This window comes from uncultured Arcobacter sp. (assembly GCF_937982575.1).
Classification (GTDB): Bacteria; Campylobacterota; Campylobacteria; order Campylobacterales; family Arcobacteraceae; genus Arcobacter.
This window is the reverse complement of record NZ_CALJLR010000015.1, coordinates 55,178-79,483: the sequence shown is the minus strand read 5'-3', so window position 1 is coordinate 79,483 and position 24,306 is coordinate 55,178. Positions and strand designations below refer to the sequence as shown.

The window sequence follows — 24,306 nt, the reverse complement described above, 5'->3', positions numbered from 1 at the left end:
ATAGTATGCGGATTTTATCAAAAATATACTTAAGGATAATATTGAATTTTAAAGTTTTACTACATGAAAAAGAAGTAGATGCAAAATTAATAAACAAAAGAAATGTAAGACACTGCTATTTGAGAATAATTGAGAATAATTTTATTCAAATTACTGCAAATAAATATTTTTCTTTAGATGAGGCAAAAGATTTGATTTTCAGAAAAGAGGATTGGATATTAAAACATCTAAATAAAAAAAGTGCAACAATATCGCAAGATCAATTTTATTACTTAGGTGAGAAATTTGAAAAAAAAGATTTTGAGAATTTTGACTTGATAAAATTTTATAAAAATAAAGCTCCTTTAGTAATAAGTCCAATAGTTAATAATCAAGCAAAAATAATGCAACTTTTTCCAAAAGTAGTAAAATATAGAAACAACAAATCAAGGTGGGGTTCATGTTCCCATGACAACACAATAAATCTAAATCTAAATCTGCTTAAATTTCCAGCAAGTGTTATAGAGTATGTAGTTATTCATGAATTATCACATATAAAACACAAAAATCATTCTAAAAAGTTTTGGGATTTGGTTGAAATGTATTGTCCAGACTATAAAGAGTGTGAGAAAAAGCTTAAGAGTTTTTAATTACTTTTCTAATTTCTTCAAATTTATTTCGTAGTTTTTCATCTTTGCAAAAGTTTTCAAAGATACCATGAGCACGCTCTGTATAGAAATCTTTTTCTTCATTAACTTCTTCTTTTTTCTCAATAACATTAGTTACGAAAAATTTTATATCATTTACATTTGCAATATTTGCTTTTTTTAAAAGTGATTTTATCAAACTCTTGTTATACTCAAACTCCATTTTATAAACAGGATGCGTTAATACGAAAAAAAGAGTTTGGTTTTTTATATAACCAAATTTTATACCTTTTTTTAGTTTAAGAGGTAAGGCATTAATTAGTCTTTCTATAGTAATATTGGTATTAATTTTTTTAAATTCAGGATAATATTTCAAATGAGTAAGAATTTCGTTAGCATTTTTCATGCAGTGATTATAACACTATTTATATTAAGTTTTTCAGGGTGTGGTTATAAAGCGCCACCTGTCTATGTTGATGATACAAAAGAGGTATCATCTAAGTGATTTACGATTATGTCATTATAGGCTCTGGAATTGCTGGATTAAATGCAGCAAGACTTATTCCTAAAGATAAAAAAGTACTTCTATTGGCTAAAAAATCCCCTTGGGAGTGTAATACTTTTTGGGCACAAGGTGGAGTTGCCTTTGCTGTTGATAAAGAAGATATCCCTGTACATATTGAAGATACTTTAAATGCAGGTGTTCACCACAACAATATAAATGCAGTAAAACTTTTAAGTGAAAAATCAAACGAAGCAGTAAAAGATATTATAAATGCAGGATTAAAGTTTGATTTAAATGCAAAGGGTGAAATAGCTCTTACAAAAGAAGCAGCTCACAGTAGAAGTAGAATTATACATGCTGATGGTGATGCAACAGGTAGAATGATACACATGTTCTTAATCGAACAATTCCCCCATGAACTCGTTACAAATGTTGTTGTAAGTGATTTACTTATCAAAGATGATGTTTGTTATGGTGTTCAATATTTTGTTAATGAAACAGAAGAGAAAGTCGTATATGCTCACAACACTATTATTGCAAGTGGAGGAGTTGGTTCTTTATATAAATATCATACAAACTCTACTTCAATCTCTGGCGAACTTCAAGGTATTTGCTTAGAAAAAGGAATATCTTTAAAAGATATGGAGATGCTTCAGTTTCATCCCACTGTTGTAAGAGGAACCCACTTTGCTAGAAAGCCACTTTTAAGTGAGGCTTTAAGAGGTGAGGGTGCTTTTATAGTTGATGATGATGATAGAAGATTTTTATTTGATTATCACGAAGATGGAGAGTTAGCCCCTAGAGATATTGTAAGTCGAGCAATATTTGATTATGCTACAAAAACTGGTAAGGGTGTCTTTTTATCATTTAAAAACTTTGAAAAAGAGTTTTTCAAAAAAAGATTTCCTAACATCTATGCAAACCTAAAAGACCTAGGATTTGAACTACCTTTTGAAAACGTACCTATTTCTCCAGCTTTTCACTACACCATGGGTGGAATACCTACAAACTTAGATGCACAAGTAGAAGGTATGAAAAATTTATATGCAATAGGTGAGTGTGCTTGTACTGGAGTCCATGGAGCAAATAGACTTGCTTCAAACTCTTTATTAGAAGGTATAGTATTTTCAAAAATTGCAGTTGAACATAGTCTGAAGAGTCATTTTGAGATAAATCAAAGCAATTATAACAAAGAGATATCTAAACATATAAGAAATAAAAACATTGATAAAGATATAAAAAATATATTAAGAAAACTTATGTGGGAAAATGCTTCAATAGTAAGAAACGAGTTGAATTTGCGTACAGCATTGACACAAATCGAAACATTTTTAAAAGAAGATGTTGGCAGATTATTGTTTTTAAGATTGCTTACGGCAAAATCTATTTTGACTAGCGCTATTGAACGTAAAAGTTCACTAGGTGCTCATTTTATCAAGGAGAATTAATGCTAAAAAGTTTAGTATCATTACTTTTAGTTTCAGTTGCTGCTTTCGCATCAAGTGGAGGAGGAGAAGCTCACGCTAATCCTGACTTAACTATGACGTGGGTAGGAATTTCATGTTTATTAATATTTATTGTTGGTTATTATTTTGTTGCTGCAGAAGAAAAATATGCAATTGATAAGGCAAAACCTGCGTTATTGATTGGTACATTAATGTTTATGTTAGTTGCTGTATATTATGCAATGAATGGCTTAGATATGAACTCTGTTCATACGCAAGCACAACATCTTATTTTAGAAATTGCAGAAATCTTCTTCTTCTTATTTGTTGCTATGACTTATATTGAGTCATTGATTCATATGGGAGTATTTGATAGATTAAAATATAATCTAATTTCAAAAGGTTTTACTTATAGAAAACTTTTCTGGGTAACTGGATTTATCGCATTTTTCCTTTCACCTATAGCAGACAACTTAACAACTGCTCTAATTTTATCAACAGTATTAATCACTATTGAAAAGACAAGAAAAGACTTCTTAGTTCCAGGTGCAATCAATATTGTTGTTGCTGCAAATGCAGGTGGTGCATGGTCTCCATTTGGTGATATTACTACACTTATGGCATGGACAGCAGGAAAAGGTTCTTTTACAGACTTTATGTTCTTATTCCCATCTTCAATTCTTGGTTATTTAATAACTGCAATTTTATTAGCTAAGTTTGTTCCTGATGAAGTTCCAGCTTTTGATGCTTCAAAAGAGAAAAAACCAGAAATGGCGGCAGGTTCAAAAGTAGTTATGGGACTTGGTGTATTTACAATTTTTTGTGCTGTAATGTCTCACCAAATTTTACATTTACCTGCAATGTGGGGTATGATGTTTGGTCTTTCATTACTTAAAATCTACTCTTATGGTTTAAAGAAAAAATATGGTTCTGATCATTTCAATATTTTCCACTCAATGGCAAAAATTGAAAACAACACGTTAATGTTCTTCTTTGGTATTTTAGCAGCAGTTGGAGCTTTATACTTTATTGGATGGTTAGCATTAGCCGCAGTAGTTTATGATCCAAACGTTTTAGGACCAACTTGGTCAAATATTGGTGTTGGTTTCTTATCTGCAATCGTTGATAATGTTCCTGTAATGTCAGCAGTTCTTAAAGCCTCTCCTGAAATGGGACTTGACCAATGGATGCTTGTAACTTTAACAGCTGGTGTTGGTGGTTCTCTTATTTCATTTGGTTCGGCAGCTGGTGTTGGTGTTATGGGTAAACTTCACGGTATATATACGTTTGGTGCTCATATGAAATATTCTTGGACTATTTTAATAGGATATATCGTATCAGTTTCTGTTTGGTATTTACAATATGAAGTAATAGGTTTTTATCACGCTGGATAAAAATTTAGCATAAGTGATTAAATAAAAAAGGCTATTAAGATTTTACTTAATAGCCTTTTTTTATTCTATATTTGAGGAGTTATAGTGTTTTCTTGGATTTTTAAAACTTCTAAAAAAGATAAATTTAAAAGAGCTAGAACTTACGTATGTAAACATTGTAAACATACTTGTGAAGGTTGTGAAGCGATGTTTTGTTATTCATGTTATAGCAATCCTGGAAACCCCTGTCCCAAATGTGGAAAAACAAATCTTCAAGAAACAGAAGATGAAAAAACCACTTAACCAATTTTTTACAACTATTTAGATAAAATCCCTGATTAAAAATTGTAATATGCAAACACAAAAAAGTGTGAAATAAGAAGGAAAATAATAAATGAAACATGTACCCATTGTTGTATTAGATTTTGGTAGTCAATATACTCAAATCATTGCAAGAAAACTTAGAGAGTCTGGTGTTTATTCAGAAATTGTACCATATAGCGAAAGTATCGAAGATATAAAGGCTAGAACGCCAAAAGGTATAATCTTAAGTGGAGGGCCAGCTTCTGTTTATGCTAAAGACTCATATCATCCAGATGAGGCAATCTTTGAACTTGGATTACCGATTTTAGGTATTTGTTATGGTATGCAACTTATTTCTCAACACTTTGGTGGAAGTGTAATACCTGCTGATCATCATGAATATGGAAAAGCAAAATTAAGTTTTGCAAAACAAAGTGATATATTTAGAGATACAACAGATGGACAAACTGTATGGATGAGTCATGGTGATAGAGTTGAAAAAATCCCAGAAGGATTTGAAAAAATCGCGACAAGTGAAAACTCACCATATGCAGCTATCGCTGATTTGGATAGATTGGTTTATGCTTTTCAGTTTCATCCAGAAGTTTATCACTCACAAGAGGGTGCAAAACTACTTAAAAATTTTGCAAAATATATTTGTGGTTGTGAAAGTACATGGAACATGGGATCTTTTGCAAAAGAACAAATCAAAAAAATCCAAGACCAGGTTGGAGATAAAAAAGTTCTTTGTGGAGTATCAGGAGGAGTTGACTCTTCTGTAGTAGCAACACTTTTAGCAGAAGCAATTGGTACTCAAGTTATCCCTGTATTTGTTGATAATGGACTTTTAAGAGCAAACGAAAGAGAACAAGTGGAAGCTATGTTTGCAACTCGTGGTGTACCTTTAATCACAGTAGATGCAAGTGAGCAGTTCTTAAGTAAACTAGCAGGTGTAACAGACCCAGAAACAAAAAGAAAAATCATCGGTGAAACATTTATCCAAGTATTTGATGAAGAAGCAAAAAAACACGATGGAATAGAGTTCTTGGCACAAGGTACACTTTATACAGATGTTATTGAATCAGTATCAGTAAAAGGTCCTTCAAAAACTATCAAATCTCACCACAACGTAGGTGGACTTCCTGATTGGATGACATTTGATTTAATTGAGCCATTAAGAGAAATCTTTAAAGATGAAGTAAGACTTTTAGGACTTGAACTTGGACTTCCAAAAGATATGATTGGAAGACATCCATTCCCTGGACCTGGACTTGCTATTAGAGTTATGGGAGATGTAAATAAACCTGACTTAGAGATTCTTAGACGTGCAGATACTATTATGCTAGATGTTTTACATGCAACTGGATTATATGACAAAACATGGCAAGCATTTACAGTACTATTAAACGTAAAATCAGTAGGAGTTATGGGTGATAACAGAACTTATGACAACACTGTTTGTGTAAGAATAGTAGAAGCAACAGATGGTATGACTGCAACATTTGCACATATTCCTCATGATATTTTAGAGACGATAAGTAGAAGAATTATTAATGAGGTTGATGGAATCAACCGTGTAGTATATGACATCAGCTCAAAACCGCCAGCAACAATCGAGTGGGAATAATTTTTTTGCCGTAATTTCGGCGCATCTTTCCGCGAATATGAACTTCGATGTACGAGTAGTACACCTTCGTTCATCTTCGCAAAATCTACACCAAACTTCCGACAAAATTTTAAAATAATTTAATTTTAGTATAAAATATGATAAATCTTTATTTTTTAGGAGAATAGAAATGACTAATGATTTAGATAAATATTTGAATTTGCTGTCTGAGATTAAAGGCAGAACAATTGTTATAGGGAATTTAGATATTCAAGGTTCTAAAAGAGTTCATGATGTTCATATTGAGTTTGTATGTTTACAAATTAGAAAAATTCTTGAATTGATTGCCTTTGGGTCTCTAGTTTCAAATATCAAAATTTACTCAAAAGAATATGAAAAATTTTCAAAATTTTGGAATGCAGAACTTATGTTAAAAGATATGGGAAAAATAAACATAAATTTTTATCCAAAACCTCTAGTGCAAAAGAAAAGTGAAATAGAAGGAGTAGAAAATGATTTAAGTTCATTAAGTGAGGATAAATATTTAACAATTAATGAGTTTGTCAAAGTTTATAAGAAATGTGGCGCTATTTTACATTCTGATAATCCGTATGGTTCTCAAATAGATTATATTTATTATAGAAGAAATATACCAATATGGTTAGAAAAAATAAGAATGTTATTAAATACTCATGAAATTCAATTAATAGATGATGATACTTTATATTTAATGCAAATGGGTTCGAGGAAGCAATCTCCATCATGTACACGATTTGAGAAGGTATAGTTTTAATTAATTTAGATTCTTCTGATAAGATATACCTTATTAATAAGTAATTCTAAAACTTTAAATAGAAAAAGTTCACCTAATCTCATAATAAAATAATAATGCAAATGAAAGCTAATATTAGCGATAGCAATTAAAACAGATTTTTTGGTTACTTATTTCATCGTTGGAAAAAGTAACAAAGCGTGACCCTGTAAGGGCACAAGAGAGATTATTTCTAATAGTTTTTTTGCTATAATAAACTCCTATCTTAAATAAAAATAAAAACCAACAAAATGTTGTTTTATTACTATTTTAAACAAATAAATATACATTATGTCGACTAGTTTTCTTAAGAATGATATTTTATCAAAACTACTTTAAGCTTAAAGCACAGATAAAAGAAATAAAAGACATAATAATAAATGTTAAAAAGATGAAATATAATTTAAAAATTGAAGAGTAACTCAAATAATTTACTAAGGAGAGAATGGATGAAAGGTTTTAAAAAATCAGCAGGTATAGTAGTATTTAGCTTGAGCATACTTTTCCCACTACATTTGTTTTCAGATACGTTAAAAATAGCTACAGATGAATGGTGTCCTTATGATTGTTTACCAGGACAAAATGATGGGAAAGTTGGTTATTTAGGTGATTTATTAGTTGAAACTATGAAAGCAAGAGGTCATAAAGTTGAGTTTGTAGAAGTTAATTATACCCGTGGTTTAGAATTGGTTCGAGAAGGAAAATTGGATGGTACTATGGCTTGTTTTAGAGAAGAAGCACCTGATTTTATTTTTCCAGATTTTCCACTTGGAAAAAGCAACAGCACCTTTTTTACCCTTAAATACTCTTCTTGGAAGTATTCAGGAACTCAGTCACTTAAACAAGCTAAGATGATCGGTGTGATTGATGGTTATGACTATGTTGATCCAACTGTGATGGAGTATCTTAATGCAAAACCAAATAATGTTTTAGCAATGAAGGGTGAAAAGCCATTGGAAAGATTGTTGGAGATGTTAATTAGTGGTCGGATAACTACTATTATTGAAGATAAAAGTGTTTTGGAATATAAAATCACTCAAATGGGTAAAGTAGATTTAGTAAAAGTCTCTGGAGTAACGGACTCAGTGATTGATGTTTTTGCTAGTTTCTCACCAAAAAAAAAGAACTCAAAAGAGTATGCTAAAATTCTCTCAGAAGAAACTATAAAAATGCGAAAAGATGGACGTCTGCAACTTCTTTTGGATAAGTATGGAATTAAAGACTGGCAGTCTAAGTAAAAGGTTTATTATTTAATGATTATCTCTCCATTCAAACGTTTTCGTCAAAGCATTGCTTTACACCTATTAACTACGATTTTTAGCGTTTATTTTTTAGTTGCAGTGGTGGTAACAGTTGTTCAACTTTATAAAGAGTATGAAGATACTAAAGCTAAATTTTATAAGGAAATTCAAACCTTGCCAGCTACTTTTAATCGAGGTATAGTTGACTCAGTTTGGACTTACAATAAAGAATTGTTGCAATCTATTTTATTAGGTATGCACAATTTACCAATAGTAGTGGGGATTAAAGTTGAATCGATTGATCATAAAATGGATTTACAAATTGGAGCAGTGCTTAACGAAAAAAATGAGATAACTTATTATGATTCTTCTGGAAAAGTAACCCAGCAAAAAGAGTTTGGTTTGGGTACTGATACATTATTTAAGCATGAATTTCCTATGGATTATCAAGGAGTAGCTTTTGATCATAAAGTACCTTTAGGCCAAGTTACATTATACTCCAATAATCAACTGGTATTTGATCGGGTTAAATATGGTTTTCTTCTTATTTTAATTAATTCCATCATCAAAACAATTGCACTTTGGTTTATTATCTATTATTTTATAAAAAAATATCTAGGACAACCTTTGGAGGAGTTTACGACTAAAATACGTAATCAAGATGTGCAGTCTCCTCAAGCGATTGATTTAAACCTTCCCTGGACAGATACAAATGAACTGGTAATATTGAAAGATAGTTATAACCAGATGATTCAGGGTTTAAATAAACACAAAATCCTTAGCATTACAGATAAGCTCACAGGACTTTTTAACAGACTAAAACTTGATGAAGCACTCAATGATGAATTTAACCGCAGTAATCGCTTCAATAGAACTTTCGGTATCATTATTTTAGATATTGATTATTTCAAAAGAGTCAATGATACCTACGGTCATCAAGTTGGTGATCAAGCACTTATTCAATTTGCCAAAATACTTAAAGAAAATATACGTAAAATTGATATTTTAGGGCGCTGGGGTGGTGAAGAGTTTATGATAATATGTTCAGAAGCTGATTTTCAGGGAACTATCAAACTAGCCCAATCACTTCGTGAAATAATTAGTAAATATGATTTTCCAACCATTGGGAATCTTAGTGCAAGCTTTGGAGTATCTATTTATGATGGTGATGAAAATATAGATAAAGTTATCGCACGTGCTGATAATGCTTTATATAAAGCAAAAGCAAACGGTAGAAATAGAGTTGAAAGTAAGTAATAGTTAAAAAATATGATGAAAAGGGGACAGTCCCCTTTTTTCCTTTTTTCTTTTTTCCAATTGACAAAATGAATATATTTGAATACAATAGTATTAATAAATATTCAAAAGGATATATTATGAAAACAGTAACTATGCGAGTAGATGATTCCATCTATGATATGATAAAACTTGCAGCTGATGGTCAAAAAAGAAATCTTTCAAACTTTATAGAATTTGCAACAATCCAATATTTAACATCATCACAATTTGTAGAAAATGATGAGATGGCTGAAATTATGGATGATAAAGAACTAGTTCAAAACCTTATGAACGGTTTAGATGACTTTAAAAATGGTGATTACACCATTGTCTAAGTATCAAATTGCTGAGACTAAAACTTTTGAAAAAGTTAAGAAAAAGATAGATAAAAAGCTCTATTCAAAAATTAAAAACTTTGTTTATCCTCAACTTAGAGAAAACCCTTTTTATGGAACAAATATCAAAAAGTTAAAAGATAATCTTGAAGGCTATTATAGATATAGGATTGGGAATTATAGACTTTTTTATCTTATCGAAGATGATAAGCTGATTATTGCTGTTGTTGATTTTAAACACAGACAAGAAGCTTATGCTTAACACATAACAAATATGAGCAATAAGGGTCATGTGATAACGATAACATTTGGAACTATTCCCAGAGGTTAAATCTCCACTTTAAATTTTGTTAGTTATCATATAAATAAAATATGTATTATAATACATCTATACATCACTATGTAAAGGAGTATTTATGCATAGACTAAATTTAACTATTGATGAAGAATTATATGAACAAGTAAGAGCAGTGAGTTTTATTGAAAAAAAATCGATTTCTCAGATGATTAGGGAGAGTCTTAGTGAATATATTGAAAAGAATGCTAAAACTAAACAACAAGCAAATTTAATCCTTGAAGCTGACGATGAAAAAGAGATTTTATCAATATTAGCAAATGAAGAATTTACTTCAAATGAAGATTTTAAAAGTAAATTTAACTTATGATACAATCCCACAAGTATGAGGACAAAATATCATATTCAAAAACTTTTGAAAAGAAGTTTTCAAAATATGACAGAAAACTTCAAGAAAAGATTTTCTAAACTTACCTGATGGAGATGTTAAAAGATTAACAGGTAATGACATACCTCCCATTTATAGAATAAGAGTATCAATGTATGGAATACTTTTTTATATGAATGAAGAAGAGATACAGATTTTAAAAGTTGATAGCAGAGGCGATATTTACAAGTAGAAACTACAAAACTAAAACTACACCAAAACTACTTTCCTGCGTTTGAATCTCCAATAAATAAATAAATAAGTTGGCACATATTTATTTAAATTAAACCTACAAAAGGACATCAATAATGTCAGAAAAACTAAAATCTATGGATAGAGGTGCTTTGTTTATGCTCATCAGTGCTTTGCTGGGAGCGCTTAATGGAGCAGTTGCTAAACTGCTTTCACAAAGCATAGACCCTCTTGAAATTGTATTTTATAGAAATTTATTGGGATTTATAATCATTCTTTTAACCCTTAAAAAGTTCTCAGTTACAATAGATACTTCAAAACTACATTTGCTTTTTTTAAGAGGATTTTTTGGAGCAGTTGCTATGGTGCTATTTTTTTATACTATTGCCACTATACCTTTAGGAGAAGCTGTTGTTTTAAATAAAACTTCGCCTTTTTTTGTAACGATACTCGCATACTATTTAATGAAAGAAACCATTAGCTTACGTACCTTTTTTGCACTTATTATTGGATTTTTAGGGGTGATATTTATCATGAAACCATTTGGTATAGAAATTTCTTTGGAGCATATTTTAGGAGTGTTAGGTGGGTTTTTCGCTGCAGCTGCTTATGCCACGATTAAAAGAATCAAAGACATATATGATGCCCGAGTTATCATGCTTTCTTTTATGGGAGTAGGTATGATTATACCACTTATACTTTCTATTTTTACACCTTTGGTAACTTTACAACTCTATACTAATCCAATGATTTGGTTACTGTTGGGTCTTATGGCAGTTATTTCTACGACTTCACAATGGTTTCTAACTCGAGCATATAGTATAAGTAAGGCAAGTATCATTGGAGTGGTGAGTTATGCCAATATTCCTTTTGCTATTGGATTTGGTGTGATGCTAGGGGACCTTATGCCAGATATGTATACTTTTATAGGAATTGTACTTATTGTTGTTGGTGGTATTTTAGTTAGTAGAAAATAGTCTAATATAGAAGATTACACAGGGGTTTAGGATTGGCTCTTAGAGTAAAGTCTCATTTTACTCTAAGTTTGAAGAATTAGATTTTTAAACAATAGATAAACTTTGCAAAGTATATAATAAATACAAAAATAAAAATAAAAGTGATAGTTATAATAGACGTCTTTTTATTCATTCCTTAGTGTAAATATCTTTTTTATATTGTATAATCAAATATGAATATAGAACTATTTTATGATAAAGAGTGTCCTTTTTGTAAGGCCTATGCAAACTATATAAAAATAAAACAGAAGTGTAATCTAATCCTTATAAATGCCCGTGAGAACAAAGAGGCTATAAAAGAGTTTGAGAACTTAGGATTTAATATAAACGATGGTTTTATTATAAGAGTAGATGAAGATAAGATTTATCAAGGCTCTGATGCAATTATTTTTCTAAATGAAGTTTCAAAAAATAGAATATATTTTAAAAATAATAAATTTTTTAGAAACTTTGTATATCCTTTTGTTAAATATATAAGAAAAATAGTTCTTTTCTGTTTAGGAAAAAATAGCAATTTTTGATGTAAAATTATGCTGAGAGAATCAGACTTTGGAGTGAACCTCCACTTTATACTATTTTGAGTATTATATTAAATGAATAATTTAAAAATTCAATTTTTAGGCTTTATGAATACCCCTTCTTTATTTAAAGAACTCTATGGTCTAACTCAAATACAACTAGATATAGATGAAGTAAAAGAGTTTGATTTTACTCAACTAAATATCACTTCTAGACTTACTTTAGGAAGTAGGATAGAGCGTTTTTTTGAGTTCTATATAAAACAGTCAAAAAACTATGAACTGATAAAAAATAATATTCAAATTATACATAATAAACAAACCCTTGGTGAGATAGATTTTCTTATTTATGATAAAAAGGCAGAAGAATACTTACATGTTGAGCATGTATACAAGTTTTATTTATATGATGATTCTATTTCAAATGAGATTGATAGGTATATCGGTCCAAATAGAAATGATACCTTTGTAAAAAAGCTAGAAAAACTAAAAAACAAACAACTTCCTTTATTATATAAAAATGAAACTAGGGAGTATTTAGATGGCATGGATATAAACTCTTTCAAACAAAAGATTTGTTTAAAAGGAAATATCTATGTTCCAATGCATTTAGTTGGTTGTGATATACCTATACTAAATAACTCTTGTGTAAGAGGTTTTTATATTAATCGTGAAGAATTTATAAAAAAAAAGCATTTTAAAGAGTTTGAATACTTTTTACCTGCAAGGAATGATTGGGTTTGTGATTGTAATACAAATGAAACATGGAGAAGTTTTGATGAAGTAATAGATGAAATTGAACTATTACTAAATCAACAGAAATCACCACTTGTTTGGTTGAAAAATACAAAAGAAAATAAAACCCAAAGCTTTTTTATAACTTGGTGGTAATTAAAATTAAATCCAAGAATAGAGTTATCAATTTAATTTAAAATGATAAAATATTTAGATGTTCTCTTCTTTGATCTCTTCAATTTGGTTTAAAACTTCAGAGTTAAGTTCCAAAGTTAAATAATGATCTATCAAACTAGAATCTGCACCTGTTAGTGTTGGGTCTGCTCCAAGGATTTTAAGTACAGCATATGATGCATGTGGCGAGTCTTCTTTTTTGATTAAAAATTTTTCGATTAACAAATCCATCTCTAAAGTCTCTAAATGTTTTGCCATAGTACTATAAATATATGCAAAAACAATGATTCCCATAAAGTTGGTTGTTGGTTTAAATACTCTAGGATCATTAACAATGGTATGAAGTTTTATTTTCCCTAAAATCTCTAAAGCATCAGCATCTTTAGAAGCATTGACTTTATATCCTTTTTCTGTAATTTTTATATCACCTTCAGCTAAAGACGTGTCAAGTTTTACCTCTACTTCAACATTTATACCAAAGGTAACTTTATAACTATCTATAAAATCTTGCATATCTACTCCAGTTTGTTATTTATTTTATTATTTTGTTTATGCAATTATAATACCACAAACTTTTAGAGGTAGTGTAGCTTGTCATACTGAGTTTATTTTATAATAAAATAAAACATTTTTTTCTCTTAGTAGTAAGAACTAACTTCATATTTTACTTGACAAATAATATATAATTTTATAATATTATTGTGAATAAGTGCAAAATATCAAAAAGGAGTAACTTATGAAAAAGATAGAAAAAGAATTAGAAGTAGGTCTACACCAAGCATATGAAAATGATCCAATTAAAGCGGACATGGATGTTTTTGATAGAGAGGTAGACCCTAAATCAAGAAGAGGTTTTTTAAAGAAAAGTTCTCTGCTTGCCATGGCGGCAGTAGTTGGTTCAAATATTCCTTTTGCAAGTAAGATGCCAGGTGGTTTAATCCCCGCAGCTTTAGCAGATACGAATGAGCCTTTTAGTATTCCTGGAAAAGATGGTTTGGTTTATCTTAATGACCGACCAGTAAATGCGGAAACACCACCTCATTTACTTGATGATAAGTTTACTCCAGGTAAACACTTTTTTATTCGTAACAATGGTATTCCTCCAAAAATGAAAGATATTGATTTTGACACTTGGACTTTAGAAATAGCAGGTGAGAGTTGTCTTAATCCTCAAACTTTTACACTGCCTGAATTAAAAGCAAAGTTCAAACACTACACATATGCTATACAGCTAGAGTGTGGAGGTAATGGAAGAAGTGAATACAATCCTCCTGCAAAAGGTAATCAATGGACAACAGGTGCAGTAGGTTGTGGAAGATGGACAGGAATACGTTTACGTGATGTACTTCAAGCAGTAGGTATTAAAGATGATGCTGTATATATAGGATATTATGGGAAAGATACACATCTAAGTGGTGATCCAAGTAAAGATCCTATTTCAAGAGGTGTTCCTATGGATAAAGCTCTAAAAGATGAGACACTAATAGCATGGGAGTATGAAGGAGAAGATATACCTTACTACAATGGATATCCGCTTCGTTTAGTTGCAGGTGGTTGGCCTGGCTCAACAAGTGGTAAGTGGCTTTCAAAAATAGTCATAAGAAACAAAGTCCATGATGGTACTAAAATGGGAGGACAATCATATAGAGTTCCTTGTAATCCTGTAGCTCCAGGTACAAAGGTACCAGATGAAGATATGTGTATCATTGAATCAATGCCTGTCAAATCCTTAATCACATATCCAAAATCAGGAGTAACACATAAATTAGGTGAATCTTTTTCTTTTAGAGGAAAAGCATGGGCAGGTGAAGAAGAAGTAAAAGAGATGGATATCTCTATAGATTTTGGTGCCACATGGCAAAAAGCAAATCTAAAAAAACCAGTAAATCGTTTAGCATGGCAAGAGTGGGAAGCTAGTGTAAAATTTCCTAAAAAAGGTTATTATGAAGTTTGGGCAAGAGCAACTGATTCAAATGGTGAAGCACAACCTACAATTGTGCCCGGATGGAATCCTAGAGGTTATTTAAATAACTCTTGTCATCGTATAGCCATACAAGTCGTATAAGGGAGATACTATGAAAAGATTTCTTCTAACAATAGCACTCATGTTAAGTTTGGGTGCAAGTTACCTTGGTGCAGCAGAGAAAGAGATTGATTCTAAAACGGGATTAATAATAGCACCTGGATTTGAAGAAGTTAAGACAACTTGTACTGTTTGTCACTCTGCAAAGTTTATAACGGCACAAAGAGGAGATAGACAAACATGGCTTTCTATTATAAGATGGATGCAAGATACTCAAGGACTATGGGAGTTTTCACCAAAACTTGAAGATACTATTTTAGATTATCTTTCAAAGAATTATTCTCCAGAAGAAGAAACAGGACGGGCAAATCTCAATTCTTCTGATATGCCACCAAATCCTTATGAAAAATAAGTAGCCTAGCGGCGACTTATTTTTCAAGATAAACATTATATACTCAGATTTACAAAGAGTAAATATGAGTGAAAAAGTAAAAGCAATATTACACCCCTTCCAAATGAGTATTCAGATTTTAAGGACATAAAGAACAATGAAAATATCTTACCATCGTCGGCGTAAAATTAAAACTAGAAGAATAGCATTGCGAGATTTGATTTTGCGTGGTATTGAAGATCCCAAAGATTTGGCAAAAGAGTTAAAAGTTACGGTTCCTACTATAAAAAGAGATTTGGAAGCACTTGAAACTATGAGTGAGGAAGATTTTACTTTTGAGACTAGACAAACCTCTCAAGAGATACTTGATAAAAAAGATACTATATTAAGAATGCTAGATGATGAAGAGTATTATACTGACAGTGGCGATATAAATATATCAAAAATAACAGCAGAATTAAAGACGAGTAGGGCAACTGTTATGTCTGTTTTAAATGGAGAGTAATAAATAAAAATATTTTTAATGATTTTGTTGCTGTAAAATCTTTTTACGTAATAATTTCATTTTTACTTTTGCCACTTCTCTTAAATCAACTTCATGATCTAATTCATCTACTATTTCAACACCTAACAGTGTCTCAATCGCATCCTCTAAAGTCACCACACCTTTTGTCTGTTCATAGTTGTCTGTAACTATAAAAAGATGTTCATTTCGAGATAAAAAGAGATTTAGGAGTTTGGATATAGGAATATTTTCATTGATTTTATAAACAGGCTTTATAATATCTTCTTTATTTTCTAAGTTATTACTTATATACTCATAAAAATACTCTTTTGAAATAATTAGTCCAATAATATTGTCAATCTCCCCTTCATATATAGGAATACGAGAATAAGCCTTTATCTTTTCAAAATTTATAGTACTGTTTTTTTTATCAAATGAGTTTAATAGTTCCTCTTTACTCAAAGAAACCATAACACTTCTTGGGGTGTGTATCTCTTCTACTTTTATCTCATCTAAATTTAAGAGGTTTTCAATCATATCACTTTCTGAATCTTTAAGTGCACCATTTGCTTGTGCAATACTAGCAGCAGCTGCAACTTCTTCTCTAGAGATTGAGCCTTTATCATCTTTACTTATAAAAATGGTGATTTTATTCATAGTTACAACTAAAGGATAAGTTATAAAAACAAGCCAAGAAATAACATGAGTGGAAACTCCACTAAGACTTTTCCAATAATTTGCTCCCAAGGTTTTAGGAATAATTTCACTAAATACTAAAATCAAAATAGTCAAAACAGCAGAGATATAAAACATAAACTCTTCACCAAAGAGTTTTACAGCTTCGCTACCTACACCTGCTGCACCTAAAGTATGGGCAAAGGTATTTAAAGTAAGAATAGCACCAATTGAGATATTGATTTGCTCTTTTTGATTAAACATCAAGTTGCCAAGTTTTTCATTCTTACTTTTTACAACTTCAATATGTGAAGCTGTTATGCTTAAAAGCACCGCTTCTAATATGGAGCAGACAAAAGAAACACCCACTGCAATAGAAAAATAGATAAATATCAACATTATATTCCCTCTTAAAAACTTTATATTATTATATAGGAGTTTATTAAACTTTTTATTAAAAAGAAAAATTTAAAAAAGAAGATTTTCTATCCCACTTAATCAAATATACAGAAGAATGTGTTAAGATAGGTTATTGACACAGTATCAATAATTAGCATTTTTATGTGAAAAATATACCAAATATAAAAAAGAGGATAGCAAATGGCTAAAGTAAATTATAACTATGAAAAGCGAGCTCGAGAGCTAGAAAAACAGAAAAAGAAAGAAGAAAAACGTAAGAAAAAAGAAGCCTTAAAAAGTACAGAGACTAATGAAGAGACTTCTAGTTCAAGCGATGAAGAAATCTAAAAAGAACCCTTCTTTGACTATTTAATTATATTTTCAATATAGAACTTAGATTAATAGTCATATTCTTTACTCAAAACCATCAATATCTAAATCCAAACAACAATAAAGCCTTTATATACTAAACTGCCATACAATATTAAGGGCATAATTATATGAATAAAGATTTATTGACTATCCAAGCTGATAGACCAGATATTATAACTTCAGAGATTGAAGCTATACATTTCTATCGTAAAATGGATACAAAAGCAACTGTAGAAGAGATGATTGCAGGGAAATATGTTCTTGTTGAAGAGTATTATAGCAATGGCTTAGAGGTTTTATCTGAACTAAAAAAGAAACTTTTACGAAAATATAAAGACAAAAGTTTTCAAGGTCAACGTGACTATCGAAGTGCATTTAGAGAAGCTTCACATAGATTATTATTAAAAGTAAAAGATAATAAACTTCTAGTTAAAAAAGCTCCAACAATTGGTTGGTTAGAGTTGTTATACACTGATGTTTCTGAGTTTTATGTAAGCTTTCCTGATGTTCAAGGGATGAATAGCTCATGGCAGTGGTATCAAAAAGGAATTGAAGTTAAAACTTTAGATATAAAGCTTCATCCTTTTTATGGGACATATTTTCCTACTAGATTTGACCATTTAAAACTTTTTGATAAATGGTTAAAAAAATATGAGGGTTCAAAACAGCAGGTTATAGAAATTGGAGTAGGAAGTGGTGTTTTATCATTTCAGTTAATCCAAAATGGTTTTGAAAATATCTTTGCAACAGATACAAATAAAAATGCAATCATTGGTGTTGCCCAAGAAAGTAAAAGATTAGGTTATGAAGAGAATATTAGACTTAATCATGGTGATTTATTTGAAAATTGTGATATCAAAGCTGATTTGATTGTTTTTAATCCTCCATGGTTACTTGCAAAACACAAATTAGAAGAGGGGATTGATAAAGCCATATATTTTGAAGAAGAACTTTTTCCAAGGTTTTTTGAAGAAGCATTAAAGCATCTTAATCCTGAGGGGAAAATAGTTTTGATATTTTCAAACTTAGCACAAGTAGTAGATGAAGAGAGTACTCATCCTATAATAGAAGAACTACGTAATAATAATCGTTTTAGAAAAGAGTTACATCTTAGACGGGATGTGAGAGCTTCATCTAAAAGAACAAAGCGTACTGATTCAAGAGAGAATGAAAAAGTTGAATTATGGGTTTTAGCACCTAAAAAATAGTTGCATACTTGAAGATTTATAAGCGGCAAAACCGCTTATAATATAAGGTTATTGTGCAGTAACGTTTTCTGCTTGAAGACCTTTTTCACCTTGAGTAACCTCGAAAGTAACTTTTTGACCATCTTCTAATGAAACTCTGCTGTATCCATTACTGTTAATGTTTCTATAGTGTACGAATACATCTTTTCCACCATTTTCTTGTTCGATAAATCCAAAACCTTTTTCACTGTTAAACCATTTAACTGATCCATTTACTAATTCTGCCATTGTAATTCCTTTTGTTGATACACAATATTATTGTGTTATATAAAATCTAATCATGAAGCTATCTTGTGGTGTGATTTTACTGTCAACTGTAGGTTATCAATATAAAGCATGCCATAGATGAAATTCGAAATCATCTTTCAATGGTTCAGTGTATCTAAAATAAAATTAAAAAGCTTAAAGTTCAAAATAAAGGAGAACTTTCATTCTATTTATAAAGCAGAATTTTCTTAAAATGCAAAGAAAAAAAGATAGTAAGAAGTTTTGAATTGCTAGTGAAAATAAAGGGTAAAATTTATGTCTCAAATCAAGTTGATAACTCATCCTGATTATCTTGTCCTTATTCCACCAACTAATTGTCGAGTATTAAGTTCAGCAGTGTTGAATGGTGGTTTGTGTGATGTAGGCTCTTTTTTGAATCTAAAGGTAGATAAAGAAATATCTATGCCATTGTTAGCACCTGAGGAGACTTTGAGTAATAAAGCTACTGAACTAGCCTTGCCTCAGCCAACTACCGCCATGATGACTGCAGCGTCAATGAAATCTTTAGGTCACAGCATAGAAAACTCTCAGGGACTAAGCGTAGAGTGTTGGGTTACAAGTGGGCTTAGTAATGTACGGCGAGTAGGTGATATAGCTGATGAAAAAAGCTCTCCAGGTACTATAAATATTTGGCTGTATGTCAACCAACCTTTGAGTGATGCTGCAATGGCTGAAGCTCTAATTATGCTCACAGAGAGTAAGGTTACAGCAGTACATGATGCAGGTATTCTTAGTCCTATTTCTAATTTACTAGCTAGTGGAACAGGCACTGATAGTCATGCTGTTTTTTCTCCTTATGGCAATAGGGCATTTGATTACTGTGGTAAACATACATTGTTGGGAGAATTAATTGGTCGTGTTGTGATAAAAGCATGTTCAAGCAGTCTTAATAAATCTATGAATGACAAATCCTATGTATTTGCAACTCCAAGTCTATCTAAATAGTAAAATTAGAGTAAAAAAGAAGTAAAATGTTTAATGCAAATGATTACTGGGAAGAAGAGTTCATAGAGTATGATGATAAAAAATTTGACTCTATTTATTTTGATAATTGTACTTTTACAAAATGTGATTTTTCTAAAAGCCATATGCAAGGATGTAAGTTTACAGAGTGTACTTTTATCTCTTGTGACTTGTCTTTAAGTACACTGAAAAATTGTGTTTTCAATGACGTAACTTTTGAAAACTCAAAACTTCTTGGTATATCTTGGAGCTCTTGCGAAGAGCCTTTTGATGTAGTGTTTGATTCTTGTAATATTTCCCAAAACTCTTTTCATCTTTTGGATTTGAGACAAATGAAATTTATAAACTCTTTGATAAAAGACGCAGGCTTTGAAGAGTGTAATCTTGAACGTGCACTTTTTGATAATTGCAATCTTGAACAAACAGTATTTTTAAGTAATAATCTAAAAAAATCAAATTTTGAAACTTCAAAGAACTATCTAATAGACCCAAAATATAACGATATAGAAAAAGCACAATTCTCTCTTCCTGAGGCATTAAGTTTTTTAAATTTACTTCCTATTAAGTTAAAATAAATAAAATAAAACAATCAAGAAAATATAAATAAGTTTAATCAATTCAAAATATCAATATGTAGTTTTAAATATCAATATTGATAAATAAAGGAGAAGATTATGGATTATTTTCTGCAATCTTGGTCACAAGCAGCCATGACAAGTCTTGGCTTTTTCTGGATGGCTCTTTGGGCTTTTGCTTTTGGGTATCTTATTTCCAGTTTAATTCAAGTATTAGTCACTGAAAAACGTATGCAAGAGAAGATGGGTAAGGAAGGATTCAAAAGTGTAGCCTTGGGTACATTTTTTGGATTTATTTCCAGTTCTTGTAGTTTTGCAGCACTCTCAACAACCCGCGCCATTTTTCAAAGGGGTGCAGGGTTTATTCCTTCTATTGCCTTTTTATTAGCTTCCACAAATCTTGTTATTGAATTAGGGATTGTTATTGGTATATTTCTAGGTTGGCAATTTATTGTAGGAGAGTATATCGGTGGTATTTTACTTATTGCTTTTGCTTGGCTTTTTGTGAAGCTAACCAATCCAAAAAAACTTATAGAAAATGCAAGAGAACATCTATCAAATGATGAAGAAGGTGATGCCCCAGAGACTTCAAACTGGAAGAAGAAAATCACTTCACAAGAAGGCTGGCAACAAATTGGCATGAAATATGTTATGGAATGGCAAATGGTTTGGAAAGATGTTCTTATTGGTTTTACAGTTGCTGGGATTATCTCTGCTTTTGTTCCAAAAGAATTTTTTGAAACACTTTTTATAGGTTCAGGAACAGCAAATGCAGGAGAGTTAAGTTTTTTTGAAGTTCTTTTTCAAACATTGATTGGACCAATTGCAGCATTTCTGACGTTTATAGGTTCAATGGGAAATATTCCTTTAGCTGCTCTTTTATTTGATCATGGTGTTAGTTTTGCTGGTGTTATGGCATTTATATTTTCTGATTTAGTGGTATTACCAATACTACGTATAAATGCACAATATTACGGTTGGAAAATGGCCTTGTATATTATGATACTTTTATTAAGTTGTTTGGTTGCTACTTCACTTGTATTGCATTATGGTTTTGCAGCTTTTGATATCTTGCCCAATTTTACTGGTGAAAATTCTATTATTAAACGTGATATGTTTAAGTTAGATTATGGATTTGTATTGAACATAATCTTTTTATTTGTAAGTGGGATTCTTGGTTTGCTATGGTGGAAAACCCGTACAATGAATCATGAAGGACATGAACACGGTAGTAATCAAGTTTCTAAAACAGAATGGTTATTGAGAATAATTTCTATTTTTGCAATTTTCTGGCTATTTGGTGGACTTATTCTTAAATTAATTGGTATAAATTAAGATTGAGGGCAATGTAGTATATGAGTTTTTTTTAGTCATTTAATTATAAAATAAGCTATAAATTTTTTCTAATGTATATTCACTAAATATTCAGATATTATAATTATAGCTTATGAATTTTCAAGGAGTGCAAGATGGTAATTAACAGGAAAATTACTGGTATAGTCTTATTGGTTTTAGGTATTGGACTTCTGATTTGGGGATATGAGTTATCTTCATCTATTCAATCAGAAATAACAGAAGTTGTAACTGGTGCAAATACAGATAGGGTTATGACTTTCTATATTGGTGGTGCCATTAGTTTTTTTGTTGGCATTTATCTTTTTATTAAAAATTAAAAGGAGATACTATGGATATAACAAGTTTAATTACAATGTTAGCTATTGGTGCGTTGGCTGGTTGGCTTGCAGGTAACATAATGAAGGGAAGAGGATTTGGACTTATAGGTAATATTATTGTAGGTATTGCTGGTTCGGTTTTAGGTGGTTTTGTCTTTAGCTTATTGAGTTTAACAACTGGAGGAATAATAGGTTTTATTATTACAGCTACCATTGGTGCAGTTATTTTGTTATTTTTTATTGGTTTGGTTAAAAAGGGATAAGTTAAGTATTGAAGAACTTCAAATTCTTGTTGTAATGAGAAATTTAAAGTAAAAGAAATTACACAATGAATTTTGGAAAGTAAAGATATTATTGTTTGTTATTGCTAAAATTAAGAAAATTTAGCATACTAACTTAAGTCTAATGATTAGTTCTTATGAATTAAGAAATTTTTTGCAGATTTTTTATAAGATAAAAATAGACACAAATTTTTCACTAGGAGGCTAAAAATGGCAAATGAAGGTTATCACGAACCCATAGATGAACTCAGTAATGAAACGAAAGATATGCATAGAGCTATAACTTCACTTATGGAAGAATTAGAGGCTGTTGATTGGTACAATCAAAGAGTGGATGCTTGTAAAGATGAGGAACTAAGAGCTATTTTAGCACATAATAGAGATGAAGAAAAAGAGCATGCTGCTATGGTATTAGAATGGATTCGCAGAAAAGATTCATCTTTTGATAAAGAGTTAAAAGATTATCTTTTTACAGAAAAGCCAATTGCACATAGTTGAAAGTATTTGCAATAAAAAAGTATAATTTGTAAATACTATAGGTATAAATATCTATAAAAAATAAAATCTTATCTAAGTATTAGAGGTATACTTCTCTACCTCTTTTACTGCTTTAACAGCTGCTGGAAGAAGGGATTCACTCATTGCTGGATGGATATAAAGCATCTTTTTTAGGTGTCTTATATCATTGTCTATTTGCATTACAGTTAAGACTTGATGTATCATTGTTGAACTCTCTGGTCCTATCATATGACAACCTAGTATTTCATAGTTTTTAGGATTGATTATAAACTTTGTAACTGGGTATTCTAGTCTTGTTGACATAGCTTTTGCACTTGCTAGCCAGTTTGTTGTAGTACTTACATATTCTATATTTTGTTTTTTTGCCTCTTGTTCTGTGATACCAACACTTGCAATTTCTGGTTCAGTATAAACTGCATGGGGCATATATTTGAAGTGTAAGGGTTCTTTACAATCTTCAAGTAAAATCTTACCTAAGTGATTTACTTCATAAGCAGCTGCATGTTGGAGCATATAAACTCCTGCTGCTTCACCTACTACATAAACACCTTTTGCTGTTGTTTCAAGAAATTCATCTCTTTTGATGTATCCTCTGTCATTAGTTTCTATAGAGGTATTTTCTAATTTTAGGCTTGGAGTATTTGATTCTCTTCCTATAGCATAAAGTAGGGCATCAGTTATGTGAGGTTTTTTTATGCCATCTTTATTTTCAAGTGTCATTAAAAACTGTTCATTTTTATAGTCTATATTTTCAGCTGTAGTTTCAAACTCTATATTTACTTTTTTGCTAAATTCACTTTTAAATATTTCTGAAATTTCATTATCTTCTTTTTTTAATATATCTTGACTTCTTGATAATAGTGTTGTTTTTATTCCTACAGCGCAAAAAAAGCTAGCTAATTCACAAGCAATAAAACCTGCACCTATTATAGTGATTGATTTTGGAATTTTACCCTTTAAAGGAAATATATCATCACTTGTCCATGCTTTTTCATGTCCTGGTTTTTTTGGTTTGGTGCCTGTTGCTATTACTATTTGAGGAGCTGTGAGTTTTTCATTATTTACTTCTATTACATTATTAGAAACAAAAGAACCTACGCCTTTAAATACTTGAACATTTTCATTAAATCTACTGTTATATTTTTCATCTACATTTGCAATATATTCATTTGTATCTTGAAATATTTTTTCTATATCTATTTTATTTATTGTTGAGTCTATAAAGTGTCTATTTGATTCTTTTATTACATTCGCCACGTGAGCATAACCAATAAGTAGTTTAGATGGTACACAGCCTCTATTTGGACAAGTTCCTCCAAGGGCTGACTTTTCTATAATGGCAACTTTTTTACCTGCTTTTCCAGCACTTACTGCTAGATTACTTGCTCTTCCTGCTCCAATTATTATTAAATCAAACTTTTTCATATCTTAGCCTTTACATTGTTATATTGTATGTAATATTTATTAATTCTTTGTTTAGTATATATAATTAAGTTCTAAAAGTAAATTAGTCAGCTTCGAATTTTTTGGATGTCA

Annotated in this window: 31 protein-coding genes; 26 read left to right on the top strand and 5 right to left on the bottom strand. The window is 30.6% G+C overall.

The features are described 5' to 3' along the window. The first annotated feature begins 41 nt into the window (after nt 1–41). Nucleotides 42–629 (top strand): SprT family zinc-dependent metalloprotease, encoded by a 588-nt coding sequence (locus Q0617_RS10295; protein WP_298753152.1) that lies wholly within the window; start codon nt 42–44, stop codon nt 627–629. Here the strand turns inward: Q0617_RS10295 and Q0617_RS10290 are convergent. Continuing rightward, nucleotides 616–1,002 carry a DUF721 domain-containing protein gene (locus Q0617_RS10290; RefSeq protein WP_298753150.1) on the bottom strand — a complete coding sequence of 129 codons (387 nt, stop codon included), beginning with the start codon at nt 1,000–1,002 and terminating at the stop codon, nt 616–618. The genes Q0617_RS10295 and Q0617_RS10290 overlap by 14 nt on opposite strands. Here Q0617_RS10290 and Q0617_RS10285 point away from each other — a divergent pair, their 5' ends adjacent. The 14 genes from Q0617_RS10285 (at nt 1,003) to Q0617_RS10220 (ending at nt 12,862) form a co-directional block, all read left to right on the top strand. Continuing rightward, a complete protein-coding gene (locus Q0617_RS10285) occupies nt 1,003–1,131 on the top strand; it encodes a hypothetical protein (protein ID WP_298753148.1) in 129 nt (42 codons plus the stop codon). After that, nucleotides 1,128–2,579 (top strand): L-aspartate oxidase, encoded by a 1,452-nt coding sequence (gene nadB, locus Q0617_RS10280; RefSeq protein WP_298753146.1) that lies wholly within the window; start codon nt 1,128–1,130, stop codon nt 2,577–2,579. The genes Q0617_RS10285 and nadB overlap by 4 nt, the downstream gene beginning before the upstream one ends. Beyond that, a complete protein-coding gene (nhaD, locus tag Q0617_RS10275; protein ID WP_298753144.1) occupies nt 2,579–3,970 on the top strand; it encodes a sodium:proton antiporter NhaD in 1,392 nt (463 codons plus the stop codon). The genes nadB and nhaD overlap by 1 nt, the downstream gene beginning before the upstream one ends. Before the next feature lie 84 nt (nt 3,971–4,054). Beyond that, entirely contained in the window at nt 4,055–4,252 is a 198-nt protein-coding gene (locus Q0617_RS10270) for a hypothetical protein (RefSeq protein WP_298753143.1), read from the top strand. Nucleotides 4,253–4,343: 91 nt separating this feature from the next. Next, nucleotides 4,344–5,879 carry a glutamine-hydrolyzing GMP synthase gene (gene guaA, locus Q0617_RS10265; protein ID WP_298753142.1) on the top strand — a complete coding sequence of 512 codons (1,536 nt, stop codon included), beginning with the start codon at nt 4,344–4,346 and terminating at the stop codon, nt 5,877–5,879. A gap of 169 nt (nt 5,880–6,048) precedes the next feature. Next, entirely contained in the window at nt 6,049–6,645 is a 597-nt protein-coding gene (locus Q0617_RS10260) for a hypothetical protein (RefSeq protein ID WP_298753140.1), read from the top strand. Between the two features lie 434 nt (nt 6,646–7,079). Beyond that, a complete protein-coding gene (locus Q0617_RS10255; RefSeq protein WP_298753137.1) occupies nt 7,080–7,907 on the top strand; it encodes a transporter substrate-binding domain-containing protein in 828 nt (275 codons plus the stop codon). Nucleotides 7,908–7,922: 15 nt separating this feature from the next. Further along, the gene (locus tag Q0617_RS10250; protein ID WP_298753135.1) at nt 7,923–9,167 is read left to right on the top strand and encodes a GGDEF domain-containing protein; all 1,245 of its coding nucleotides are present in this window, start codon (nt 7,923–7,925) and stop codon (nt 9,165–9,167) included. 119 nt (nt 9,168–9,286) lie between these two features. After that, nucleotides 9,287–9,523, top strand: a complete 237-nt coding sequence (locus Q0617_RS10245) for a CopG family transcriptional regulator (protein WP_298753133.1) — start codon at nt 9,287–9,289, stop codon at nt 9,521–9,523. Then, a complete protein-coding gene (locus Q0617_RS10240) occupies nt 9,516–9,785 on the top strand; it encodes a type II toxin-antitoxin system RelE/ParE family toxin (protein ID WP_298753131.1) in 270 nt (89 codons plus the stop codon). Before Q0617_RS10245 ends, Q0617_RS10240 begins: the two co-directional genes overlap by 8 nt. Nucleotides 9,786–9,939: 154 nt before the next feature. Then, nucleotides 9,940–10,188, top strand: a complete 249-nt coding sequence (locus Q0617_RS10235) for a ribbon-helix-helix protein, CopG family (RefSeq protein ID WP_298753129.1) — start codon at nt 9,940–9,942, stop codon at nt 10,186–10,188. Between the two features lie 365 nt (nt 10,189–10,553). Continuing rightward, a complete protein-coding gene (locus Q0617_RS10230) occupies nt 10,554–11,414 on the top strand; it encodes a DMT family transporter (RefSeq protein ID WP_298753128.1) in 861 nt (286 codons plus the stop codon). Between the two features lie 212 nt (nt 11,415–11,626). After that, the gene (locus tag Q0617_RS10225; RefSeq protein WP_298753126.1) at nt 11,627–11,974 is read left to right on the top strand and encodes a DCC1-like thiol-disulfide oxidoreductase family protein; all 348 of its coding nucleotides are present in this window, start codon (nt 11,627–11,629) and stop codon (nt 11,972–11,974) included. A gap of 72 nt (nt 11,975–12,046) precedes the next feature. Continuing rightward, nucleotides 12,047–12,862: a DUF1853 family protein gene (locus tag Q0617_RS10220; RefSeq protein WP_298753124.1), complete on the top strand. Its 816-nt coding sequence runs from the start codon at nt 12,047–12,049 to the stop codon at nt 12,860–12,862. A 54-nt stretch (nt 12,863–12,916) separates the two neighbouring features. On the opposite strand, the gene Q0617_RS10215 is transcribed toward Q0617_RS10220, so the two are convergent. Then, a complete protein-coding gene (locus Q0617_RS10215; RefSeq protein WP_298753121.1) occupies nt 12,917–13,393 on the bottom strand; it encodes a hypothetical protein in 477 nt (158 codons plus the stop codon). Nucleotides 13,394–13,616: 223 nt separating this feature from the next. Here Q0617_RS10215 and Q0617_RS10210 point away from each other — a divergent pair, with 223 nt between their 5' ends. The 3 genes from Q0617_RS10210 (at nt 13,617) to Q0617_RS10200 (ending at nt 15,799) form a co-directional block, all read left to right on the top strand. Beyond that, a complete protein-coding gene (locus Q0617_RS10210) occupies nt 13,617–14,945 on the top strand; it encodes a sulfite oxidase (RefSeq protein ID WP_298753119.1) in 1,329 nt (442 codons plus the stop codon). A gap of 10 nt (nt 14,946–14,955) precedes the next feature. Further along, a complete protein-coding gene (locus tag Q0617_RS10205; protein WP_298753116.1) occupies nt 14,956–15,315 on the top strand; it encodes a cytochrome C in 360 nt (119 codons plus the stop codon). 136 nt (nt 15,316–15,451) lie between these two features. After that, nucleotides 15,452–15,799 carry a hypothetical protein gene (locus Q0617_RS10200; RefSeq protein ID WP_298753114.1) on the top strand — a complete coding sequence of 116 codons (348 nt, stop codon included), beginning with the start codon at nt 15,452–15,454 and terminating at the stop codon, nt 15,797–15,799. 15 nt (nt 15,800–15,814) lie between these two features. Here Q0617_RS10200 and Q0617_RS10195 read toward each other — a convergent pair whose 3' ends face one another. After that, nucleotides 15,815–16,873: a CNNM domain-containing protein gene (locus Q0617_RS10195; RefSeq protein ID WP_298753112.1), complete on the bottom strand. Its 1,059-nt coding sequence runs from the start codon at nt 16,871–16,873 to the stop codon at nt 15,815–15,817. A gap of 201 nt (nt 16,874–17,074) precedes the next feature. On the opposite strand from Q0617_RS10195, the gene Q0617_RS10190 reads away from it, so the two are divergent. Together Q0617_RS10190 and Q0617_RS10185 are read left to right on the top strand one after the other, a co-directional pair. Further along, nucleotides 17,075–17,221 (top strand): hypothetical protein, encoded by a 147-nt coding sequence (locus Q0617_RS10190; protein WP_298753111.1) that lies wholly within the window; start codon nt 17,075–17,077, stop codon nt 17,219–17,221. A 152-nt stretch (nt 17,222–17,373) separates the two neighbouring features. Continuing rightward, nucleotides 17,374–18,453: a methyltransferase gene (locus Q0617_RS10185; RefSeq protein WP_298753110.1), complete on the top strand. Its 1,080-nt coding sequence runs from the start codon at nt 17,374–17,376 to the stop codon at nt 18,451–18,453. Between the two features lie 48 nt (nt 18,454–18,501). Here the strand turns inward: Q0617_RS10185 and Q0617_RS10180 are convergent, their stop codons facing one another. After that, complete coding sequence (locus Q0617_RS10180) at nt 18,502–18,720, bottom strand: cold-shock protein (protein ID WP_298753109.1); 219 nt, start codon at nt 18,718–18,720, stop codon at nt 18,502–18,504. A gap of 294 nt (nt 18,721–19,014) precedes the next feature. Here Q0617_RS10180 and Q0617_RS10175 point away from each other — a divergent pair, with 294 nt between their 5' ends. From Q0617_RS10175 to Q0617_RS10150, 6 genes are all read left to right on the top strand, one after another. Further along, nucleotides 19,015–19,704 (top strand): adenosylcobinamide amidohydrolase, encoded by a 690-nt coding sequence (locus Q0617_RS10175; RefSeq protein WP_298753107.1) that lies wholly within the window; start codon nt 19,015–19,017, stop codon nt 19,702–19,704. Nucleotides 19,705–19,730: 26 nt separating this feature from the next. Next, entirely contained in the window at nt 19,731–20,297 is a 567-nt protein-coding gene (locus tag Q0617_RS10170) for a pentapeptide repeat-containing protein (protein WP_298753106.1), read from the top strand. Between the two features lie 99 nt (nt 20,298–20,396). Further along, complete coding sequence (locus tag Q0617_RS10165) at nt 20,397–21,632, top strand: permease (RefSeq protein ID WP_298753105.1); 1,236 nt, start codon at nt 20,397–20,399, stop codon at nt 21,630–21,632. A 134-nt stretch (nt 21,633–21,766) separates the two neighbouring features. Then, a complete protein-coding gene (locus Q0617_RS10160; RefSeq protein ID WP_298753104.1) occupies nt 21,767–21,970 on the top strand; it encodes a DUF3185 family protein in 204 nt (67 codons plus the stop codon). An 11-nt stretch (nt 21,971–21,981) separates the two neighbouring features. Further along, the gene (locus Q0617_RS10155) at nt 21,982–22,233 is read left to right on the top strand and encodes a GlsB/YeaQ/YmgE family stress response membrane protein (RefSeq protein ID WP_298753102.1); all 252 of its coding nucleotides are present in this window, start codon (nt 21,982–21,984) and stop codon (nt 22,231–22,233) included. 228 nt (nt 22,234–22,461) lie between these two features. Further along, entirely contained in the window at nt 22,462–22,749 is a 288-nt protein-coding gene (locus tag Q0617_RS10150) for a ferritin-like domain-containing protein (RefSeq protein ID WP_298753101.1), read from the top strand. Nucleotides 22,750–22,821: 72 nt separating this feature from the next. Here Q0617_RS10150 and Q0617_RS10145 read toward each other — a convergent pair whose 3' ends face one another. After that, nucleotides 22,822–24,195, bottom strand: a complete 1,374-nt coding sequence (locus tag Q0617_RS10145) for an NAD(P)/FAD-dependent oxidoreductase (protein ID WP_298753097.1) — start codon at nt 24,193–24,195, stop codon at nt 22,822–22,824. Between the last annotated feature and the right edge of the window lie 111 nt (nt 24,196–24,306).